Origin of the sequence: Bhargavaea beijingensis (assembly GCF_900101985.1) — a bacterium.
GTDB classification, from domain to species: Bacteria; Bacillota; Bacilli; order Bacillales_A; family Planococcaceae; genus Bhargavaea; species Bhargavaea beijingensis.
In genome coordinates, this window is the sequence record NZ_FNAR01000025.1 from 16205 (window position 1) to 35987 (window position 19783).

At 53.6% G+C, this 19783-nt stretch carries 25 protein-coding genes; 4 read left to right on the forward strand and 21 right to left on the reverse strand.

Features of this window, described 5'->3' with window-relative positions:
• Positions 1 to 22 precede the first annotated feature (22 nt).
• Positions 23 to 463: a hypothetical protein gene (locus BLT01_RS13410; protein ID WP_125903729.1), complete on the reverse strand. Its 441-nt coding sequence runs from the start codon at positions 461 to 463 to the stop codon at positions 23 to 25.
• A gap of 135 nt (positions 464 to 598) precedes the next feature.
• Positions 599 to 1285, reverse strand: a complete 687-nt coding sequence (locus tag BLT01_RS13415) for an N-acetyltransferase (protein ID WP_092098594.1) — start codon at positions 1283 to 1285, stop codon at positions 599 to 601.
• Between the two features lie 89 nt (positions 1286 to 1374).
• Between BLT01_RS13415 and BLT01_RS13420 the strand changes: the two genes are divergently transcribed.
• On the forward strand, positions 1375 to 1746 hold the full coding sequence (locus BLT01_RS13420; RefSeq protein ID WP_092098596.1) for a VOC family protein: 372 nt from the start codon (positions 1375 to 1377) through the stop codon (positions 1744 to 1746).
• A gap of 85 nt (positions 1747 to 1831) precedes the next feature.
• On the opposite strand, the gene BLT01_RS13425 is transcribed toward BLT01_RS13420, so the two are convergent.
• The 16 genes from BLT01_RS13425 to BLT01_RS13500 all read right to left on the reverse strand — a co-directional run bounded on the left by BLT01_RS13425 (position 1832) and on the right by BLT01_RS13500 (position 15406).
• Complete coding sequence (locus BLT01_RS13425; RefSeq protein WP_092098597.1) at positions 1832 to 3043, reverse strand: carboxylate--amine ligase; 1212 nt, start codon at positions 3041 to 3043, stop codon at positions 1832 to 1834.
• Between the two features lie 259 nt (positions 3044 to 3302).
• Positions 3303 to 3854 carry a cysteine hydrolase family protein gene (locus BLT01_RS13430; RefSeq protein ID WP_092098637.1) on the reverse strand — a complete coding sequence of 184 codons (552 nt, stop codon included), beginning with the start codon at positions 3852 to 3854 and terminating at the stop codon, positions 3303 to 3305.
• A gap of 108 nt (positions 3855 to 3962) precedes the next feature.
• A complete protein-coding gene (locus BLT01_RS13435; RefSeq protein WP_092098599.1) occupies positions 3963 to 5486 on the reverse strand; it encodes an acetyl-CoA hydrolase/transferase family protein in 1524 nt (507 codons plus the stop codon).
• Positions 5487 to 5648: 162 nt separating this feature from the next.
• Positions 5649 to 6293, reverse strand: a complete 645-nt coding sequence (locus BLT01_RS13440; protein ID WP_245696936.1) for a LytTR family DNA-binding domain-containing protein — start codon at positions 6291 to 6293, stop codon at positions 5649 to 5651.
• Between the two features lie 198 nt (positions 6294 to 6491).
• Positions 6492 to 6983 carry a flavin reductase family protein gene (locus tag BLT01_RS13445; RefSeq protein WP_092098603.1) on the reverse strand — a complete coding sequence of 164 codons (492 nt, stop codon included), beginning with the start codon at positions 6981 to 6983 and terminating at the stop codon, positions 6492 to 6494.
• Between the two features lie 104 nt (positions 6984 to 7087).
• The gene (locus tag BLT01_RS13450) at positions 7088 to 7705 is read right to left on the reverse strand and encodes a class I SAM-dependent methyltransferase (RefSeq protein ID WP_092098604.1); all 618 of its coding nucleotides are present in this window, start codon (positions 7703 to 7705) and stop codon (positions 7088 to 7090) included.
• A 61-nt stretch (positions 7706 to 7766) separates the two neighbouring features.
• Positions 7767 to 8294: a DUF1572 family protein gene (locus BLT01_RS13455; RefSeq protein WP_092098606.1), complete on the reverse strand. Its 528-nt coding sequence runs from the start codon at positions 8292 to 8294 to the stop codon at positions 7767 to 7769.
• Between the two features lie 12 nt (positions 8295 to 8306).
• Positions 8307 to 8738, reverse strand: a complete 432-nt coding sequence (locus BLT01_RS13460; RefSeq protein ID WP_092098608.1) for a VOC family protein — start codon at positions 8736 to 8738, stop codon at positions 8307 to 8309.
• Positions 8738 to 9784: a serine hydrolase domain-containing protein gene (locus BLT01_RS13465; protein WP_092098610.1), complete on the reverse strand. Its 1047-nt coding sequence runs from the start codon at positions 9782 to 9784 to the stop codon at positions 8738 to 8740. The genes BLT01_RS13460 and BLT01_RS13465 overlap by 1 nt, the downstream gene beginning before the upstream one ends.
• Positions 9785 to 9897: 113 nt before the next feature.
• Positions 9898 to 10500, reverse strand: a complete 603-nt coding sequence (locus tag BLT01_RS13470; protein WP_092098612.1) for a response regulator transcription factor — start codon at positions 10498 to 10500, stop codon at positions 9898 to 9900.
• Complete coding sequence (locus BLT01_RS13475) at positions 10497 to 11627, reverse strand: sensor histidine kinase (protein WP_176765165.1); 1131 nt, start codon at positions 11625 to 11627, stop codon at positions 10497 to 10499. Before BLT01_RS13475 ends, BLT01_RS13470 begins: the two co-directional genes overlap by 4 nt.
• Positions 11624 to 12367 carry an ABC transporter permease gene (locus tag BLT01_RS13480; RefSeq protein WP_092098616.1) on the reverse strand — a complete coding sequence of 248 codons (744 nt, stop codon included), beginning with the start codon at positions 12365 to 12367 and terminating at the stop codon, positions 11624 to 11626. The genes BLT01_RS13475 and BLT01_RS13480 overlap by 4 nt, the downstream gene beginning before the upstream one ends.
• The gene (locus tag BLT01_RS13485) at positions 12368 to 13273 is read right to left on the reverse strand and encodes an ABC transporter ATP-binding protein (protein ID WP_245696937.1); all 906 of its coding nucleotides are present in this window, start codon (positions 13271 to 13273) and stop codon (positions 12368 to 12370) included.
• Positions 13274 to 13414: 141 nt separating this feature from the next.
• On the reverse strand, positions 13415 to 13834 hold the full coding sequence (gene fosB / locus BLT01_RS13490) for a metallothiol transferase FosB (RefSeq protein ID WP_092098620.1): 420 nt from the start codon (positions 13832 to 13834) through the stop codon (positions 13415 to 13417).
• Positions 13835 to 13847: 13 nt separating this feature from the next.
• Positions 13848 to 14756: an aminoglycoside phosphotransferase family protein gene (locus tag BLT01_RS13495; RefSeq protein ID WP_092098622.1), complete on the reverse strand. Its 909-nt coding sequence runs from the start codon at positions 14754 to 14756 to the stop codon at positions 13848 to 13850.
• Between the two features lie 68 nt (positions 14757 to 14824).
• Complete coding sequence (locus tag BLT01_RS13500) at positions 14825 to 15406, reverse strand: hypothetical protein (RefSeq protein WP_092098624.1); 582 nt, start codon at positions 15404 to 15406, stop codon at positions 14825 to 14827.
• A gap of 459 nt (positions 15407 to 15865) precedes the next feature.
• Here BLT01_RS13500 and BLT01_RS13505 point away from each other — a divergent pair, with 459 nt between their 5' ends.
• Both BLT01_RS13505 and BLT01_RS13510 read left to right on the forward strand, forming a co-directional pair.
• Positions 15866 to 16486, forward strand: a complete 621-nt coding sequence (locus tag BLT01_RS13505) for a LysE family transporter (RefSeq protein ID WP_092098626.1) — start codon at positions 15866 to 15868, stop codon at positions 16484 to 16486.
• Positions 16487 to 16558: 72 nt separating this feature from the next.
• Complete coding sequence (locus BLT01_RS13510; protein ID WP_092098628.1) at positions 16559 to 16831, forward strand: hypothetical protein; 273 nt, start codon at positions 16559 to 16561, stop codon at positions 16829 to 16831.
• Positions 16832 to 16864: 33 nt separating this feature from the next.
• Here the strand turns inward: BLT01_RS13510 and bioB are convergent, their stop codons facing one another.
• Together bioB and BLT01_RS13520 are read right to left on the reverse strand one after the other, a co-directional pair.
• Positions 16865 to 17854, reverse strand: a complete 990-nt coding sequence (gene bioB, locus BLT01_RS13515) for a biotin synthase BioB (RefSeq protein ID WP_092098631.1) — start codon at positions 17852 to 17854, stop codon at positions 16865 to 16867.
• The gene (locus BLT01_RS13520; protein ID WP_092098633.1) at positions 17851 to 18468 is read right to left on the reverse strand and encodes a biotin transporter BioY; all 618 of its coding nucleotides are present in this window, start codon (positions 18466 to 18468) and stop codon (positions 17851 to 17853) included. The genes bioB and BLT01_RS13520 overlap by 4 nt, the downstream gene beginning before the upstream one ends.
• 165 nt (positions 18469 to 18633) lie before the next feature.
• Between BLT01_RS13520 and pgeF the strand changes: the two genes are divergently transcribed.
• Positions 18634 to 19413 (forward strand): peptidoglycan editing factor PgeF, encoded by a 780-nt coding sequence (gene pgeF / locus BLT01_RS13525; protein WP_092098635.1) that lies wholly within the window; start codon positions 18634 to 18636, stop codon positions 19411 to 19413.
• 159 nt (positions 19414 to 19572) lie between these two features.
• On the opposite strand, the gene BLT01_RS13530 is transcribed toward pgeF, so the two are convergent.
• The coding region (locus BLT01_RS13530) for a transposase (RefSeq protein WP_143020602.1) at positions 19573 to 19783 on the reverse strand (211 nt) is incomplete at its 5' end.

Below are 19783 nucleotides of genomic sequence, written 5' to 3' on the forward strand. Positions count from 1 at the left end.
CAGACATCCTCTACAAATGCTGTCAGCTGCTTTCATCTTGATCGTTCTTGGCAATCAGGAGTTCAATCAGGCCGTTCAGCCGTTCAAGATCGGGCGACGGCTGCCGGTCCAGTTTCTGTGTTAACTCGTCGATCTGCTGTTGCATCTGGACCAGCTGCTGTTGCCTCTGCTGTTCCTGCTGGTCGGACAGCAGTTGTTTCAGATCATCCAGCTGTTGCTGGAATTGCGCATTTTGCTGGTCCTGCTGCATGGAATCGATTCGGTCTTCCTCGATTGCAATGGCGGCACCGATGGTTGCAATGATATCTCCGAATATGGTGATGATGCCGCCCAAGATTCCTATTGCTGCTCCCCGGCTGACCGATGAGCTGTCTGGCGGACTGACCCCTTGGCCGGATTGATTTTGTTGGCTTGGCGGGTACTGAAGGCCTCCGCCACCCTGATAGGGAGGTCCCTGCCACATGTACATCCCCCCGGTTCCCTTCCCTTTTGTGTCCGTTTCTCCATTATCATATGAACCGGACGCGCGGAATGGACCCTTCTGCCGCACCTATCCTAACCTCTTACGGCGTATTTGCGTATCACCGGCCTTCATTCATCACCGTTCGTAACGGACAAACCAGCCGTTGCCATCCTCCACCATGGCGGTCCCGGCCCAGCCGTCTGCAAGCAGCGCCTGCTGTCCGGCAATGTCATCCATCGGGATTTCCCGGGATTCCGTCCGCTGATGCTCCTGCGTCTTGAGGTCTTTAAAGAAAACATACCGGAGCTTGCCGCCATATTTCTCCTTGAGCGCGCGGACTTCAAGGCCGTGTTTGAACTTGTCCTTCAGGCTCGGGATGTTACCCGGCATGACTGTCGAGCAGACGTAGCGGTGCTTGTCCGGGTCAACACGCTCCATCAGCACGAGCCCCATCAGTGTCTGGAGCGAAAAGCCCCGCCACTTTGGTGACACGGCGGATATCTCCTGATAGATGACCTTGCCGATCTCTTCCTCCGGCACGCCGACATCACGGCCGAGCCCTTCGTGGTCGTTGTCGGGAACAAGCATCGCGCGCCAGGCGATCATCTCCCCGTCTGTGTACACCCCGATCATCTCCCCGTTGCCATCAAGGATAAAGCGGAACTCCTCCTCTGTCAGCGGCTGGAGACGCTCTTTTACTTCAAGCGCTTCGATGACTTCTTCCTGCAGTGTAAGAATCTCCGGCAACTGCCCTGTGAAGAGTTTGCGCATTTCGATGGGTTGTCCGTTTTTCAGTTCTCCTTCAAAGATGATGTTCTCCATCCCGATCCCTGCCTTCCTTTCTCCATCGTACTTTACAAAGGTTGTCCTGAAAAGTATCTTTGGGATAATCATAGGAAGGGGTTGGGGAAATGGGAAACATGACAATCGGCCAAATCGGCCTGCCGGCGGAAGATATCGGGCGGGCGGTTGCATTTTACTCTGAAAAGCTTGGCCTGCCGCTCTGGTTCGAGACGGACCGGATGGCGTTTTTTGACTGTGGCGGCGTCCGGCTCATGTTGACGGTTCCGGAGCACGATGCCTTCGCGTCAAACGGTTCGGTCATCTACTTTCATACGGACGACATCCATTTGCGCGCGAAGGAACTGCAGGAAGCCGGCGTCCCGTTCATGGGCGAGCCGCATAGGGTCGCCAAGATGGAAGGCAAGGAAACGTGGATGGCGTTTTTCGCGGACACCGAAGGCAATCACCTTGCACTCATGAGTGAAGTGCCGGCGCCATAATCCGTACACCGGACAGGAGATCCCTGCCGGTGTTTTTTGTTCAAACCAAAAAAAGAGCCGGATCCTCTCCGGCTCAGAAAATCGGTCACCACTGATTATTTTTATATTTCCTGTAATAGTTGATCTGGCGCGCCAGCATATAGAACGGGCGCTTGCGGTTCTTGTCGCCTTTGTAGAACAGCGGGTTGCCCCACTTTCCTGCGCGGAGCAGCCGGCGCACTTCCTGGTTGATCTCCGGATTGTCGACGAAAGTCTTCAGGACAATTTTCGGTACGACGGAAAATAGGAACTCGGTATTCAGGTAGGTCAGTTCTTTTTCCTTCCCGCGGATCAGGTCATCGACCAGGTAGCGGGCCATGTTGTGGCCGGTGGCCGTTGTGTAATAGCTGGAACGGCCTTGGCGGATGTTCACTTCGAACACTTTGAACTTGCCGTCGCGGACATCGTATTTCAGGTCGAAGTTGGCGAAGCCCCGGTAGCCGACTGCCTCGAGGAATCGCTGCAGCTTCTGCATGAGTTCTTTATCGTAGCGGGTGATGAGCGCCGTGTAGTTCCCGATCGCGGTGACGGTGTGCTCCTGAAGCACGACCTGCGCAAGCGTTCCGAGCTCGGCCTTTCCTTTCGAGTTCACGTAAAACACGGAGTCCCACATGAACGTGTCATCACCGGGAATGAAATCCTGGATGATCAGGTCTTCCTTGTAGCCGGAAGCGGTCACCTTGTCGATCACGGCCAGAAGCTCTTCGGGTGTTTCCACGCGGTAAACCTTTTGCTGGCCGTCGAACTTGTTCTTGTAATACTCGACGCCGTTACTCGGCTTGACGATGGCCGGATACCGGATGTCTGTGTTGAACTCACCCTGTTCACGGCAGCTATAGAAATATGTATCCGGCGTATCCAGGCCGTGCTCGTCGCAAAGCCGGTAGAAGTTTTTCTTCACGAGCAGGTTGTTCATCAAGTCTTCGGATATGTAGTTGAACACATACCACTGACGCAGCTTCTCCTGGTTTTCGATGATCAGGCGGACATATAAGTCATTCGTTCCGACAAGCAGCAGCTGCCGCCCGTCTTTTTTGTACTTTTCGGCCACTCGCCCGAGAATCGAAGTGAACGCATTGCTGTCCCCAAGGGCGGAATCGTATTCGATCACCTGGGGGATGGTGCTCATGTTGGTGAAGCCCATTGGCTCCTTCCCGACCAGGACCGGGTGGATGCCGTACTCCTCATGAAATGAGATCGACATATTGTACGCGTTTATATCGGTGCCCACGATGACGGGCAGGAAGTTGTGTAGCATGATGTCCTCCAAATTTATGTATTGCGGCCCTTTCAGGAAGATATTCAAGCCGCTATATATGTGGGAATGCAGCCGGAAACCTGCCGCATTCCATAGTAAAGATAACCGGGGGGACAGGGCAATATGCCATCCTTCCCAATCGTCCTGTTCCCAATTATAAAATCATACCAAAAACTGCGGACGGATGTCCCTTTCCAGCCTGTGCATGCTATCAAACAACAATCCCCGGGCCGCCCTGATATGGCCCGGGGAAATTGGCTCAGACGACTCTCGCGCCAAGCGTGTTCGTGAAATGTTCCAGCGCCCACTCATGTCCTGCAGGGTTAAAGCTGGCCACTGCATCTTTATGGACGGTGATGGAAAAGCCCTTGTTGTACGCATCCACCGCGGTATGGAGCACGCAAATGTCCGTACAGACGCCGACGATGTGCAGCTCGGTGATGCCACGCTCCCGAAGCTTGATTTCCAGGTCCGTCCCGGCAAACGCACTGTAGCGGGTCTTGTCCATATAATGGACGTTTTTGTTGTCCCGATTGGCTTCGAATACCGAGTGGAGCTCACCGTACAGGTCCCGACCTTTTGTGCCGGCAATGTTGTGCGGCGGGAACAGCCGGTTTTCCGGATGGCATGCATCGCCCTCTTCATGCCGGTCGATTGCGAAAACGACGTAGTCGCCCTGCTCCAGGAATTCCTTGGTCAGCCGCACAATTTCCCTCTCGATCGCCTGCCCTGGCTTGCCGCAGGTCAGCTTTCCGTCATCCGCGACAAAATCGATCGTGTAATCCACATTCAGCAAAGCCCTCATTTCCATGCCCCTTCCGTTAATCGTATTTACGATTATCATATCAGGGAAGCCCTTCACCTGTCATGACACAGCCAAACAAGAAAATCCCTGCCGACGGGGCAGGGATGGGTGAGTTTATTTCACTTCGACCGTTTCCTTGTTCATCTTCATCGTGCCGTGCTCGGCAAGATGCTGATGCCAGGAAAATGCCTTCTCGAGGATGTGAGGCGTCTGGCCGCCGCGCTCGAGCGCTTCCTGATAGTACGCCCAGAGCTGCTTCTTGTAGTCGGGATGCACACAGTTTTCGATGATGAGCGGCACACGTTCGCGCGGTGCAAGGCCGCGGAGGTCCGCGTAGCCTTGTTCTGTGACCACGACATCGACGTCATGCTCGGTATGGTCGACGTGCGAGACGAACGGTACGATGCTCGAGATGTTGCCGCCTTTGGCAACAGACTTCGTGACAAAGATGGCAAGGCGCGCGTTTCGGGCAAAATCGCCTGACCCGCCTATGCCGTTCATCATCTTCGTTCCCGAAACGTGCGTGGAGTTGACGTTTCCGTAGATGTCGAACTCAAGCGCCGTATTGATCGAGATCAGGCCGAGCCGGCGGATCACTTCAGGATGGTTGGACAATTCCTGGGGGCGCATGATCAGCTTGTCGCGATACTGTTCAAAGTTGCCGAACACTTTCTTCATCTTCTCGTCGGAAAGGGTGATTGAGCAGCACGAAGCAAGGTCGATCTTACCGGCATCAATCAGATCGAACACTGCGTCCTGGAGAACTTCCGAATAGACTTCAAGGTTCTTGAACTCGGAATCGATCATGCCGTGAAGAACGGCATTCGCCACGCTGCCGATGCCCGACTGGAGCGGGGCTAGCGTTTCATCGAGACGGCCAAGCTCGATTTCCTTGCGGAGGAAGTCGAGAAGGTGATCCGCCATGATTTTTGTTTCCTCATCAGGCTGGACGATCGTGGATGGTGAGTCCGCCTGCTCGGTAAAGACGATTCCGCGAATCAGCTCCGGATCGACTTTGATGCCCTGCGCGCCGATGCGGTCACCCGCTTTTTCAATCGGAATTGGGCCGCGCGCCCCCTGCTTATCCGGCTCATAAATATCATGGATGCCTTCAAGAAGCGGTGTCTGCGCAAGGTTGATTTCTACAATGATGTTTTTGGCATGGGTGGCAAAAAGGGACGAGTTGCCGACCGACGTTGTCGGGATGATGGTGCCGTCTTCCTTGACCGCGACCGCTTCAACAATGGCGAAATCGATCGGACCCATCACTCCCGAGCGAACCAGTTCGGCTGTATGCGAAAGATGTTGGTCAACGAAGAACATATCGCCGGCATTGATGCTTTTGCGCATCGTCGGATCCGCTTGGAACGGGAGCCGCTTGTTGACGATGCCTGCTTCGGCGAACAGCGTGTCGACATCGGACCCGAGGGATGCTCCAGTGAACACATTCACTTTGAAGCCGTTTTCTTTCGCACGCTCGACCAATGCAAACGGAACCGCTTTCACATCACCTGCGCGGGTGAATCCGCTAAGGCCGAGCGTCATTCCATCCCCAATCCAGGAAGCTGCTTCCTCAGGCGTCACTACACGATTGCGCAACGCTTCATTTTCAATGCGATCAAGCTGAATGTTAGTCATCGTATAATCAACCTCTTCTGAAAGTTTTAGTTGGAATTAGGAGCAAGTATAAATTTTCTTATTTTCATTATTCCCTAAAACGCTTTCAAGGAAGTGGTTTTTGGTCAGAAAAGCCGGTTTCATGGTTTACCCACAGAAAAATGTGACTAAAAAAGGACAATTTTAGTATCCTAAAATCTTCCTGAAATAACTGGAATAGGATTGACTCACCGGCACGCGATCCCCATTGTTCATCTCCAGCAGGAACGTCGAATGGGAGTCCGGATAGATTTCCCTGATATGATGCACGTTCACGATAAAGGAGCGGTGGCAGCGGACGAACATATCTCTCGGAAGGACATACTCGAATTCTTGGAGAGTGTTTTTGTGGGTGCCCGTCAGGCCTTCCGTGACAACCTGCGTTTTGCGGTCTTTGACTTCAAAGTATTTGACATCCCCAAACGGAACCGGCTTCCAGCCATCTTCAGTTTTGACAGTGACGACCGATTTGCCTTCCGTATAGGTCGGATAAACAGCGAGCACCGTTCCCTGCAGTTCTCCGTCCTTATGAAATGGTACGGCCATGCCATGGTACGGAATCCCGAACACCTGGCGGTCGATGAATTCGGATTCCTTTTGCCCCGAGGAAAGCGCCTTGTGTGCGATTGTGCCATCTTTCACCGGATCACCCTGCCTGATTTTCAGATCGACCCGCTTGCTCGGCCGGTAATAAATATATCGTTCGGTATCGGTGACACCGATTGAAATCTCATCAGAGAACAGTTCCCCCAATACATCCAGCAGTTCTTTTTCTGTAAACTTTTCCACTCTGTCACCTTCCTCCATTTTTCACTGTTCCCATTATTATAACGAAAACAGGCTGTGCCGCCTATCATGCCGATTTTGTTAGACATTCTGTATGGTCATTCTGTTTGTGCGAAATTTAAAAGCCCCCGGAATCCCCGAACCAAATCGGTCGCGTGATTTCCGGGGAGCAGGCCGGCGTTGCTGTGTCGGCTAAGGGCTTCAGTCGTAGAACGATTCGGGAATCGCATCGAATTTTCGGCGGTGGTAGAGAAGCGGTTCTTTTCCGTGGTTGTCGATATGCTTGACTTCTCCGATTAGTATCCGGTGGTCGCCGCCCCCGGCTGTCGTGTGCATGCTGCAGTGGAGGACGCCGGCAGCGCCTTTGATGATCGGCAAACCATCCGCCGACCTCTCCCAGTCGCAGTTTTTGAATCGGTCGATGCCGTGGCTTGCGAAAAGGGCGCACATTTCCGCCTGGTCCGCCGCCAGGATATGAACCGCGAACTGCTTGGCGTTCGTGAATATATCGTAAGTGGAGACCCGTTTGTCAATCGACCACAGAATCAGCATCGGATCGAGCGACACGGACGCGAACGAATTGACCGTCATTCCGACGGGCGTTCCATCCGGCGCCGTCGCTGTAATGACCGTTACGCCGGTCGGGTAATTCCCCATCACTTGTTTGAAGTCATTTACTTTATCCATGTTCATTCCTATCATTCACCTCTTTTCCTGGTGGTGGGCTTGCAAGATTTCCATACAGCCCCACTATATCAGAACCGTCTAACAGTTTTCGACATGAATGCTCCTCTGTCTCACTTGGAACGGTCAAATCGCCAGATCGAGAATCGTTCATTGGGGTTTTTCTCTGCGAGCTCCGGCACAAGTACGTCCTTTACATGAACAAATGGGGAATGGTTTTCGAGGTGGCTGAGGTAATCGAGTGTTGGGTAGTAGAGGATGAGATCGACGGTCCTCGGACACTCTTCCATCGACTCCAGAATGTTCGAGAGCACTTTGGCAAACAGGCTGACGGAAAACGGATTAAAGAAATAAAAGACATCATCAATGGGGTTCACCCGGTATTCTTCAGCCCGGCTGCGGATAAAGGTGACAGAGCCCCTCAGGCGGTTCTTCTTCTTTATCATATACAGGTCCCGGTTTTCGAGTGCATCCAGATAAAGCTGGCCGTCCATCTCCACACCGGTCACGAATGTGCCGGTCCGATGATTGATGTAAAAGGCCGTCCGTCCCTTGCCGCAACCGAAGTCGACAACGGAACTCGTCTTGCTGATCCGGTATTCTTCAACGAGGGCCTCCAGCCCCTCGTATGGAGTCGCCTCGTACCGGTTGTCATGGATGGAGCGCAGCCCCCAGTCCTGGATGCCTGCGGTCCGGATGCCCAGCAGCCGGTCTGTTTCATGTTCGTTCATCTGAATGCCTCCAATAAAAGAACTCACCCGCCATTCGTGGATGAGTTTATTATATCGTACGTTATTGTCCAAAAGTCTTTGCCCGATATGCCTCTGATTGACCTTTCGGGATGCTGAGAGTTACCCAGCTTTCCCCCCTCAGCATCTTGGCGATGTAGACAATTTGGCCGATGTGGGACGCGACGTGGCTCAGGTGGCGTTCCATCGCTTCGATTACGGTGTGGCGCTCCCCGCGGATGTAGAGTTCCACCAACAGATCATCTTCATCAAGGCTTTCCAATGCCCTGAATAACGTATTCCATCCGATTTCGGAAAGTTCCTTCAGTTCATCCTTTGTGACCGGCACGGTTTCAAATTCCCCGTCCCGGTTGCGGTCGGGCTTCTCCCCGTCGGTTGTGAAAAAGTCGGTCCACCTGGAGATCATGTTCCCTGACAGATGGCGGACAATCACTGCCACACTGTTGGATTCCGGTGCCGGCACATGATGGAGCTCCTGTTCATTAAGCTGGGCGACTGCCCGGTCCCCGAGATCCTTCAGCTGATTGAACCTGCCACGGACAGCTTTCAGATATTCTTGCCCCATGCTCATTACATTCCCTCCTCAATCGATGATGAGCATGTCCTGCTCGTCAAACTGCCAGTTGGGTCCGTATGCGACTTCCCATACATAGCCGTCCGGATCCGAGAAATATCCGGAATAACCGCCCCAGAAAACCCGCTCCGGCTTCTTCAGAACCTTCCCTCCGGCCTGGCAGGCCTGTTCCATGACGGCGTCCACTTCCTCTTCCGACTTGGCGTTATAAGCAATTGTCATGCCGGAAAATCCGCTTTTTGTCTGCGGGCCAGCCGCATCGATGTCCTTTTCCAACTCTTCCAGCGGATAAAGTGCAAGGCGGGTGCCTCCGTTCTTGAAGAACACGATGCCGGGATTGTCTTCCGTGACCGATGTCTCAAATCCGAGACCGTCCCGGTAAAAACGGAGCGAGGCCGTCATGTTGCTGACCCCAAGCGTCAGCAGATTGATCCGATTCATCAAGTCCCCTCCATTATATGAAGATGCTCCTCAAAGGCTTCCATCATCGGATACGCACCTTGCGACTTGTTTGAGACCGCCGTAAACACTGCTCCTGAAGACGGATAAATGGCGGAGTGGAAGCTGACGCCCGGGTCGTAGCCCATGACGTGAATCCGCTCGGCACGGCCATCTGCCATATCGACCCACACCCCGTATCCGTAGCCATCACCATCCTTATCGGCTGCGTGCCGGGTGAGCATCCGGGCGGTCAGTTCTTCCCCGAGCAGACGCCTTCCAAGTAGCGCATCCCAAAATTTGTGCATATCCGGCACGGTCGTGAACGCTCCTCCGTCGGAACCGCCCTGAACCGGAAGCGAGTAGACATTCGTCCGCCACGTGCCGCCCTCTTCGTCAATATAACCGGTGGCCGTGTTGTTCGGCAGGCGGTCAAACGGCCAGTAGCCGGAGTCCGTCATGCCGGCACGGTTAAAGACCTTCTTCTCCACGTAATCGGTGAACCTCATGCCGCTCACCTGCTCGACAATCAGTCCGAGCAGGATATAGCCGGCATTGTTGTAGTGGAACCGCTCGCCGGGCGCGAACATCATGCTTCCGTCGCGGAAGAGCGGAAGAAAGTCCTTCAGATTGCGGACCATGTACATCGGGAGCTCTTTCCACAACTCCTCGAAATCTTCCATGACGGCTTCATCGAAGTAGTCAGGCACCCCTGACGTATGCGTCAGCAGCTGATGGACGGTAATGGTTTGGTCAAACTGCGGGAAAGCTTCAATCAGACATTCCGCCAATGTCGATTCGAGCGTGAGTTTCCCCTCTTCCACGAGCTGGAGAACCGCGACCGCCGTGAACACCTTGCAGCCGGACGCGATGCCGAACTTCGTATCATAGCGGTTCTCCCGTTCCCCCGAGCGGTCTGCAAGCCCCCAGGCAAGTGTCCGGAGTCCACCATCTCCCGTCTGTGCCGCCACCGCTCCGGAGAACCCCTTTTCTCCAGCTGCGGCATGAAGCAGGTGATCCAGCGTTTCTTTCATCGATCCTGTTCCCATCCCAAATCCCCCGTTCTTAAGTTACGGATCTTGCTCTATTCGACAGGAGAAGCAGAATGCCCTTGCCGGAACGCCCAAAAATGAATCGCACCGGATGAAGGGTTGCGACACGTTCAGATCCATCCATTCTCCTCCGCTTTCCGGATGGCCTCGATTTTATTCTTCGCATCCAGCTTCCTGAGTGCCTCGGACATATAATTCCTTACGGTACCGGGGGACAAATACAGTTCTCCCGATATTTCTTTAGCCGTCTTTCCCTCTCCGGAAAGAGCGAGCACTTCCTGCTCCCGATCGGTCAGCGGGTTTTCCGATCGGTAAGCATGGAAGACGAGCTCCGGCGCATAGGCCTGGCCGCCGTTGACGATTGTCCGAATAGCCGATGCCAAGTCATCAACTGACCCGTCTTTCAATAGATATCCCCGGACGCCCGCCTTCATAGCACGTTCAAAATAGCCTGGCCGGGCGAAGGTCGTCAGGATGATGGCTTTCGCCGAATTCCCTTCCGCTTGTATCCTTTCCGCCACTTCTAGCCCGGACATGACCGGCATCTCAATGTCGAGCAGACAAATGTCCGGCTTCAGTGCCCGGATCTGCCGGAGAGCCTCTTCCCCGTCTGACGCCTGGCCGATAACTTCCATATCTTCTTCATAAGCGAGCAACGACCCGAGTGCACCCCGGAGCAGCCGCTGATCTTCCGCCATGACAATGGTGATCACGTCTTCACCTCTTCCCGTTCAGTCGTCCGTCCGAGCACCGGGAGCACAATCCGGATGTCCGTCCCTCCGTCGGCCGTCCCGGCAATATCCAACGTCGCCTCGATGAGCCCCAGCCTCTCCCTTATACCCGTCAGCCCATTGCCGAACCGGGTACCGCCCAGGCCGATGCCATCATCATACACCCGAATGTCCAGCCGGCCCTTCTGTTCTATAAAGGAAACCGTGCAAACCGATGCTCCACTGTGCCGGACGATGTTCGTCGTCAGCTCCTTCAGGCACATCCCGATCATGTTCTCCTGCACCGGCGGCAACACAGGCAGGTCACCGCTACCTTCCAGACGGAACTCCACATCTGCTGTGCCGAGCGCCTCCTCCATCTCCGCCAACGCTTCAGACAGTCTGACTTCCCGCATCTCGGAAACAAGCGTCCGTACCTGGGCAAGCGCTGCACGGGTTGTGCGCTCCATCGTTTTGGCTTCTTCCTTTGCGCGAGCGGGATCACGGTCGACGGCGCGCTGGACTAGCTGGCTCTGCAAGCTGAGAAGGGACAGTGTGTGGCCGAGCGTATCGTGCAGATCGCGCGCAATCCTCACCCGCTCTTCCCGTTTGATCAATGCGGCGATCTGCTCATTGGCCTCCTCGAGCCGTTCGGCAAGCTCTGCCTTTTCAAGGTGGGACCGAAGTGCGAACGGAGACAGAAGCATGACGATGGCAAATGGCAGAAACAACAGGCCATTCCATACGCCTTCCGTCATTGTAAAGAAGAGGAGCATGGCTACCAGGAAAAGTGCAAACCCACCAATCGCCCTCCTGAACTGCTTCTCTTCGTCATACCAGGCAAGAAAATTCGCCGGGAAAAACCCGAGAAACAGATTGTAGGGATTATAAAAAAGGGACAGGGCAGCGATGATGCCGACCAGAATTAAGAGCCAGACCGTATACAACCGGTCCGACTGAGCCTGATAAAGTTGCCGGTACGTCACGAGAAAAAGCAGCAACAGCCCGTAGCCGATTGCCGCCTTCCACCCGTCTTCCTCCAGCATGTACAGCAGTGGGAAGACGAGATAAACGAGAAAAACATAGGGCAGAACCCCGAATTTTTCCGGGAAAAGTTTAAAACCTTTCATGTCCGCATCGCTTCCTGTCTGTTTCGGATCAAGATGGCCAGTGCCATAAAGAGCAGAAGGTACGCCGTCAAGATCGCCATATCCCTCCATTCCGGTGCATGACCGCGGATGATCTCCCACGCGCCGTTCCCGTAGGAATAGGCCGGGAGCCACTTGCCGACTGCTTGGAGCATTTCCGGCAACACTTCCATCGGCATCCACATGCCTCCGGTGATTGCTAGCCCAAGGTAAATAAGGTTGCTGACGCCGGATGCCGTATCGACTCGGCGCATCGCACCAATCAGGACGCCGAGCGCAAGAAACGGCAACGAGGCGAGAAGGATCCACACCCCGCCCAAGACCCATTCTGCCGGGCTCAACCTGACTCCGTTGATCAAGTAGCCTGCGAAGAAGATGAACAGAATGGAAAACACATGGACCGCCGACTGCCCGGCCATCTTCGAAGCAAAATAGGCAGCTGGCGGGAGGGGTGTGGTCGATAAGTAGATCGACCAGCCTTGAGTCCGCTCTTCGACGAGCCGGATACCGAGAGTCATGATGGAACTTCCCATCACACTAAATGCAGCGATCGACATGAGGAAGTGCGCATCCCAAAGCCCCTGGTCCGGCATGTCAGTATTGAAGACGTTCGTGAACACGAAATAAAACACAAGGGGCATGAACAGCGACCAGAACACAAAGTACGGGTTGCGGAAGATCCGCTTGATCTCCGAGCGTGTCTGCAGCAGGAACAATTTCATTCACACCACCCCCTCTTCTGTGCGCGTGAGTTCGGTAAATGCATCTTCCAGGCGGCCCTGGCCGATTGTGATATCGGACGCTCCGATGTCTGCCGTGACGAGTGCATACAGCAGGCGGTCGGTGTCGTCGGTCACAAGTTCGATCCGCTCCATGCCGAGGTCCATGCTGAGCACGTTCGGCAGGCTCCGGAGCCGTTCTGCCGACACCTTATCAGGCAGCTTGAAGCTGACCGTCTTCCGGAGCAGCTGACCCTTGACCTGCGCCGGGCTTCCGTCTGCGATCAGCCGGCCGCGATTGAATAACAGAATGCGCGAAGCCACATCATCTGCCTCCTGCAAATAGTGCGTCGAGAAGATGACCGTCTTACCTTGCGCGGCCAAGTCCTTCACTGTCGTCCAGAACCGTGCACGTGCACCCACATCCATGCCGACAGTCGGCTCGTCGAAAAACAGCAGATCCGGATCGCCGGCCAGGGCAAGCGCAAAGCTGACACGGCGCTTTTGTCCTCCTGACAGCTTCTCCGCCCGCTTCTTTAAATCCTCCTCCGACAAGCCAGTCAGTCGGAGCAGGTCCCGGAGCGGCATCGGATTCCGGTAATACCCCCGGATCAGCTCCAACACTTCCCTGACCTTCATGGCATCCATAAGACTGACATCTTGAAGCATGACACCGATCCGCTCTCTCGCTTCCTTTGAACCTGGGGCATTCCCGAATAATTCTGCACTTCCGCCGTCCGGTTTCAAAAGGCCGAGCAACATATGCATCGTCGTCGACTTCCCTGTCCCATTCGGCCCCAAGATCGCCGCCACCTCACCACGGCCGACTGAAAAACTGACCCCGTCGACCGCTGTCATCCCCTTAAACCGCTTAGTGATTCTGTCCACATTCAAGACCGGCTCCATAATGCACCCCCGTTTGATTTAATGCCTGGTTCCATTGTAAGTACGGGGCGAAGGAAAAATCAGTGCAGGGTGTCATGGATCAGGGTGACAAAAGTCATGCCATGTAAAAAACGGCATTCTATTCAAGAATGCCGCAGCCGATTACTATTCATAAAACTCCATATGCGCCTTTTCCTGCTTATAATAGTCCAGCCGATCTTGCAGGGTTCCCGTATGATATTCAAACTTGTGGCCATCCGGATCGGTGAAATAAACCGACTGCTTGTCTTGTTCTTTCCTGGGGCGGCCCGGCAAGATGTTCACGTTCTGCGCCTTCAACCGGTCAACCATGTGGTCAAAGTCTGACTCATCGATTGAAAAAGCGATATGGGTGTAGGAACGGTGGATTTCTTCGCGAGGAATCTCCTTCTCCACATTCAATGCGAGCCATAAGCCATTCAACTCTAAATAAGCAGTGTTCCTGCCCTTTGCCAACGGCCTGGCGCCCAATACATGCTGGTAGAAGTCCACAGAACGATCCAGATCAGACACCGAGAACAATAAATGATTGATTCCCTTAATCATTCTTTCACCTCCGCTATCCCAATTGATTCAGTTCACGGATATACCAGTCCGTGATCCGGTTCTGCAGCTTGATCGCCTGCAGATTCCCTTCTTCTGTATACCAGCAGGCGGACATGACGGTCATCGCAATGCAAGCTCGGAGCAGTTGTTCCCGACTGACCGGAAGTTGCTCCAGCATGACTTCGATACGAAGGCTGAGCACATCTTCCACCGGCTTTCCTTCCAGCCGGTTGTACAGGAACGGCACCAAATCACATGCCGGATCACCTGCATAGCCATGAGGGTCGATCGTCATCCAGCCGCGCTCCGCATCAAGCAGAATGTTTTGGTGATGCAGGTCACCATGCAACAGTTCCAACTCTCCATTTGTCTCCAGCCACTTGAAGCAGCGTTCCGCGAGCTGGACATGCCGATCCGGAACTGCCCCACCGTACGGGTGCGCTAATCTGTATGTCTTGAATGCCGCTCGGCCCATTTCTCCCACTGGCCGAAAAGTAGGGTTTTGCGGGAGAGGCTGCCGGATACGCCGCCACACCTCGCAAAACCGCTCCGTTGACTGACGTTCATCCTTCACTTCCGTAAGCATCGTCCCCGGAGACAGACGCTCAAGCAGCTGCACTCCGTCTTCGGGAACCCCCTTCAGCAATGCCGCACAACCTTCTCCGCGATATACTTCGGTGGTCCGTATTTCATACAGGCTATCATCGTTCGGCACGCTGATTTTGAGGACGGCGGGCGTGCCGTCGGCGCAGGTGACGAACAGGACATAGTTGTAGGAAAGATTTGGCACTGGCCCCTCAACTGTCAGCTTCCACTCCTGACAATAGTGACTGATGAGATCGCTCAGCCCCTCCAGATAATGGCGACCGGCCTCACCGAAGGCAGCATCTATTTTCTTTTGAAATGATGCAGGCCATTGCATGGTGCGCCCCCCTTTTCCTCCATGGTAACAAAAAAAGCCCCCGGATATCGGGAGCTTAACCAGTTTGATCAGATGGAACCGTAGTAAATCTGGCCGCCGTCAAGGTCGATCACTTTCAGCATGTTCGTGTGCTTGATAAAGATGGACTTGTACTCCACCTGGCCATTGGCATCTTTGAACAGGATGATGCGCTTGCCGTAGTTGTCTTCGACAACATCAGATGTCAGGCCATCCGTATTGATGATGGATTCAATTTTGGCGGTTTCGGGATATTGGCTGATTGTATCGCCTGCAGGCTGAGTCGTCGCATCTTCCTGCACTGTTTTCAGCTGGCCATAATAAAGCTGGCCGCCTCGCAAATTCATCACCTTGACCGTGTTTTGCTGCTTGAAGAACACCGACTTGTACTGAGTCTGTCCCTGTTTGTTTGAATAGGTTGCAATGCGCTTATAGGGATTGTCTTCTACAATCCGGCCGTCCGGTTCATATCCGATCACGTCTGCCACCGTCGCATATTCTTCAAGGCTGCTGACCGATTGGTAGGTATACGCTGCTTCTGCTTTGTCCGCCCAGAATAGTTCGGCCGACCCGATTCCCGCTCCTGCAATCATAGCGGCACTGAATGCTGCTTTCAAAACTTTGTTCTTCATCTGATCCTCTCCTTCTCTCTCTTGGTCTACTCTTAATCTATCCCCGATTTCTGTGAAAGCGGTGAGAAGACGATTAAAATTCCCAAAGAATGGTTTGCGTGCCTGTATGGCAGATATGAACAAGGCAATCGGTTTTCCTTCCAGCCCGTTTAGCGGGCGGTCACTCCGCTGAGCTACCCGCGATCAATCCTGGCCTCCTTTCTGAACATGTCAATGATCCGATCTTTAAATTCCTCCGGCGACTCTGTCTGATGATCCGAATGTCCATGAACCATTTCCTTCCTGACCCGGATAGTACGTACTACGAATGAATATTTTCTGCATAAAAAATAAGATAATCTCTAAATATCGCGCATATCTTATACAATATATTGTCTGAAAACACTTTCATATCCATATTCCGTTAAAACCCAGTTATAATTATTCAAGATAATACATAACGGAAGGAAGGTTTTTCAGATGGACGGACTCCTTGGATACATTACAATTGCGGCGATGATCGTCATTATGCCGGGTGCGGACACGATTCTGCTTGTCCGCAATACCCTGAGCCACGGGACGAAGGCCGGCCGGTATTCAACGTTGGGCATGGCGACGGGCCTGCTGTTCTGGACGCTCATCGCGGTGCTTGGGCTTGCCGTTGTGATTGCGAAGTCTGTTGTGCTCTTCACGATCATCAAGTACCTTGGGGCCGCCTATCTGATTTTCCTCGGCATCAAAAGCCTGTTTGCGAAAAGTCTTTTTTCCGTGGAGGAACTCGAATCAGACGCTTCCGCGGGGACGAAATCTTACCATAAGGAATCATTCAGGCAGGGCCTTTTCAGCAACATCTTCAATCCAAAGACTGTGATCGCCTATGTGACGATTATGCCTCAATTCATCAGCCTGGACGGCAATGTGCCGGAACAGCTGATCATCCTTGGCCTGATCCTGACAGGGCTTGCGGTCGGATGGTTTTTCACTCTTGTGTTCATCATGGACCATGCAAAACGCTGGCTGAACAATGCCCGCTTCCAGAACGGCTTCATGAAGGCGGCAGGCGCACTTCTCGTCGGCTTCGGCATCAAGACGGCACTTTAATTCAATCGATCATCCGGCAAGGGGTTCCGCCCTTGCCGATTTTCTTTATACTGGAAAAAAGGGGTAGCCAGGATGGGGTGGCTCAATTTCGTTTCGTTTTTGGTATTGGCGTTGGTGTCGGGGGCCATTGCGGCTGTGATCTGGACAACAGTCTATTTGAATAGCCGTCGGAATGGATGGGTGCTGCTGGCTGTCCTTGTGTTTCTCGGCGTCAGTCAGATGATCAACGCATTTCAACTCTCTTTCACAGCCGGTCTGCTGATGTTGGTGATCTATGCCGCCCTTGCCCTCCTGTCAATCCGTCGGATCAGCAAAGGACAAACAAAAAAGACATCGGGGAATTAGCGTCATCCCCTGATGTCTTTTTTCGATTTACCTTCAGACCGGCTCCGCCATTTTGGGCATCTCGATTTCAAATCCGAGGTCTTGGAGCATTTTAAAGTCGCTGTTTTCTTCCTGGCCCTCCGTCGTCAGGTAATCGCCCACGAAGATGCTGTTGGCGGCATACAGGCCCAGCGGTTGGAGAGAGCGGAGATTGACTTCCCGTCCTCCGGATATGCGGATTTCCTTAGTCGGGTTAAGATAGCGGAAGAGGGCAAGCACCTTCAGGCAATAGCGCGGATTCAGTTCGTCCGTGCCTTCCAGCTTTGTCCCGTCGATCGCATGGAGGAAGTTGACCGGAATTGAGTCTGCATCCAGCGCGCGCAACGACCGGGCGATATCGATGACGTCTTCTTTTGTTTCCTTCATGCCGATGATGGCCCCTGAGCAAGGAGACATACCGTTGCGTTTCGCCATCTCGACAGTGCCCACCCGGTCTTCATAGGTATGCGAAGTCGTAATGAAGTCGTGGTGGCGCTCGGACGTATTCAGGTTATGGTTGTACCGGTCGACGCCCGCTTCCTTGAGCCTGGCTGCCTGCTCGTCTTTCAAAATCCCGAGGCAGGCACATACTGTCAGTCCATACATTTCCTTGATCTTTTCGACAGCCTCGCTGACGACACGTACGTCTTTCGTCGTCGGGCCGCGGCCGCTAGCTACGATACAGTACGTGCCGGCCTTGTTTTCGTATGCCCTTCGTGCGCCTTCGAGGATTTGTTCCTTCGTGATGAACGGATACTTCTCGATCGGCGCGGTGGAGTCCCTGGACTGTGCGCAGTAGCCGCAGTTTTCAGGGCAGTAGCCGCTTTTTGCGTTGATGATCATATTCAGCTTCACTTTTTTCCCGTAATAATGTTTCCGAATGGTAAACGCCCCGTTCAGGAGCGGCAACAGTTCATCGTCGTCCGACTCGAGAATCGCCATGGCCTCCGTATCCGTCAGCACTTTCCCCTCAATCACTTTTTCTGCAAGCGTCTGCCAGTTCATCTCATTTCCCCCTTATTTGATTGGATCGGAATGATTTTCAACACTTTCTGCATCCGGAAAGCGAAAAATCCGGCCAGGACGGCGAGCAGGATGTCCTTCGGCAGCGGCGGCAGCATCCAGGCCCAGGCCATCCAGTAAGAAAATCCTTCCGGCGCGCCAAACCACAGGCTATAGGCCGCATACATCCAGTTTGTCCCGAACAGATAGTTGATCACTGTTGCGACAAGTGCCGCGATGACAAATGATTTGAGCGTCCCCTTGCGCTCAACGATTTTCCCCGCTACATAGGCAATCAGGATAAACGAGACGATAAAGCCGAATGTCGGTGACACAAGTGATGAGGCGCCTCCGCTGAACCGGGCAAAGACCGGTGCCCCGGCAAGGCCGATCAGCATATACACCGTGCAGGCCACAGCCCCTTTCCGGCTGCCGAGGATCAATCCTGCCAGGACGGCAAAAAATGTCTGGAGTGTGATCGGCACGCCCCCGACGACGAGGAACGGCGCAAACGATGTGATATTGGCCCCGATCATCATCAGTGTCGCGAACAGTGCGCAATGGACGAGGTCAAGCGGATGCCATCGTGACCGGGATCTGGTTACGGTTGCTTGCATGATTCATTCCCCCCGATATATAGTTAACCAAAAAATAAATATTGTTAACACAAATATCATAGAGAAAGAAACAACCTTAAGTCAACCTGTTATTTTATTTGGTTGACTTATTTCTGCTTGTGCCCGGCACTTTTCTTCCGATAAGATACAGACAGGTGATGACAAATGAAAACGAAAATCTATAGGAATGACCGGGTGCTTGCCGGCATGACGATAAAGGATCCGGCCCGTCCGGAATCCAACAACATGGCGCTTCATGCGTGTGAAAGTCCGGAGAAGATCATGGAGAACCGGCGGGCACTTGCAGACTGGGCCGGCGTACCGATTACACGGTTCGTGTTTGCCGGCCAGACGCACAGCGACCGGTTCCACAAAGTGACCTCAAATGACTTCGGCCGGGGAGCTGACCGTGCCGATACCGCGATACCGGATACCGACGCGCTTTACACCGATGAACCGGATGTGCTGATCGGCAGCTTTACTGCGGACTGCGTGCCGGTCATCTTCTCCCACAAGCAGACCGGCCTGATCGGAGTGATCCACTCCGGCTGGCAGGGAACCGTAAAGGAAATCACGCCAAAGCTGTTCAGTCATCTTCTCGATGTGGAAGGCTGCGACCCCAACGGCTTTCACGTCCAGCTCGGCGCTGCACTCAGCCAGGAGAAATTCGAGGTGGACCGGGATGTGTACGAAAAGTTCCGGACGCTCGGCTATGCCGATGATTTCATCGAGTACAATGAAACAACCGGGAAATGGCATATCGATAACCAGAAAACGGTGGAAAAGCAACTTCTGCTTACAGGCGTCCCGTCGGAGCAGATCAACATCGACCGGACATGCACGTTCAAAAGCCCCGGCGGCTTCTCGTACCGGGAAGATAAAAAGGCTGGGCGGCATTTGAGCTTTGTTGTGAGGACCGCAGACAGGGCAGAGACAGGTGAGTAAATCAGTGCCGGACATATTTAAGCAGAAAAAATGCACCCTCAGGGGTGCATTTCAGACTGTAGACAAAACGGACCTAAAAGAAATCTTTTTGGGTCCGTTTTGTCATTTTCGTGGATATTTCGCATGTTTTTTCCCATCCCCCCTTGGAATGACCGGCCGTCAGGCCGGTTCCGGTGACTCCCAGGTCCAGCAGGCCAATCTTTTCAGATTTAAGGCAGCAAAAGTAAGCATCGCCTGCATGGACATTTTTTCCTTCCCGCGAAGGGTTGTCCATCGCATGCCACACTTCTCCTTGGCATCTCCGAAACCGCGCTCTACGGTCTCTTTCCGCCTTGCATAGATTTCTTTGTTCTCCGGGGTGAGCCGAATG

Coding starts and splice junctions, on each gene's coding strand:
- BLT01_RS13410 (WP_125903729.1), bottom strand. CDS start 463: ATGTGGCAGGGACCTCCCTATCAGGGTGGCGGAGGCCTTCAGTACCCG.
- BLT01_RS13415 (WP_092098594.1), bottom strand. CDS start 1,285: ATGGAGAACATCATCTTTGAAGGAGAACTGAAAAACGGACAACCCATC.
- BLT01_RS13420 (WP_092098596.1), top strand. CDS start 1,375: ATGGGAAACATGACAATCGGCCAAATCGGCCTGCCGGCGGAAGATATC.
- BLT01_RS13425 (WP_092098597.1), bottom strand. CDS start 3,043: ATGCTACACAACTTCCTGCCCGTCATCGTGGGCACCGATATAAACGCG.
- BLT01_RS13430 (WP_092098637.1), bottom strand. CDS start 3,854: ATGGAAATGAGGGCTTTGCTGAATGTGGATTACACGATCGATTTTGTC.
- BLT01_RS13435 (WP_092098599.1), bottom strand. CDS start 5,486: ATGACTAACATTCAGCTTGATCGCATTGAAAATGAAGCGTTGCGCAAT.
- BLT01_RS13445 (WP_092098603.1), bottom strand. CDS start 6,983: ATGAACATGGATAAAGTAAATGACTTCAAACAAGTGATGGGGAATTAC.
- BLT01_RS13450 (WP_092098604.1), bottom strand. CDS start 7,705: ATGAACGAACATGAAACAGACCGGCTGCTGGGCATCCGGACCGCAGGC.
- BLT01_RS13455 (WP_092098606.1), bottom strand. CDS start 8,294: ATGAGCATGGGGCAAGAATATCTGAAAGCTGTCCGTGGCAGGTTCAAT.
- BLT01_RS13460 (WP_092098608.1), bottom strand. CDS start 8,738: ATGAATCGGATCAATCTGCTGACGCTTGGGGTCAGCAACATGACGGCC.
- BLT01_RS13465 (WP_092098610.1), bottom strand. CDS start 9,784: ATGGGAACAGGATCGATGAAAGAAACGCTGGATCACCTGCTTCATGCC.
- BLT01_RS13475 (WP_176765165.1), bottom strand. CDS start 11,627: ATGAAAGGTTTTAAACTTTTCCCGGAAAAATTCGGGGTTCTGCCCTAT.
- BLT01_RS13480 (WP_092098616.1), bottom strand. CDS start 12,367: ATGAAATTGTTCCTGCTGCAGACACGCTCGGAGATCAAGCGGATCTTC.
- fosB (WP_092098620.1), bottom strand. CDS start 13,834: ATGATTAAGGGAATCAATCATTTATTGTTCTCGGTGTCTGATCTGGAT.
- BLT01_RS13495 (WP_092098622.1), bottom strand. CDS start 14,756: ATGCAATGGCCTGCATCATTTCAAAAGAAAATAGATGCTGCCTTCGGT.
- BLT01_RS13500 (WP_092098624.1), bottom strand. CDS start 15,406: ATGAAGAACAAAGTTTTGAAAGCAGCATTCAGTGCCGCTATGATTGCA.
- BLT01_RS13505 (WP_092098626.1), top strand. CDS start 15,866: ATGGACGGACTCCTTGGATACATTACAATTGCGGCGATGATCGTCATT.
- BLT01_RS13510 (WP_092098628.1), top strand. CDS start 16,559: ATGGGGTGGCTCAATTTCGTTTCGTTTTTGGTATTGGCGTTGGTGTCG.
- bioB (WP_092098631.1), bottom strand. CDS start 17,854: ATGAACTGGCAGACGCTTGCAGAAAAAGTGATTGAGGGGAAAGTGCTG.
- BLT01_RS13520 (WP_092098633.1), bottom strand. CDS start 18,468: ATGCAAGCAACCGTAACCAGATCCCGGTCACGATGGCATCCGCTTGAC.
- pgeF (WP_092098635.1), top strand. CDS start 18,634: ATGAAAACGAAAATCTATAGGAATGACCGGGTGCTTGCCGGCATGACG.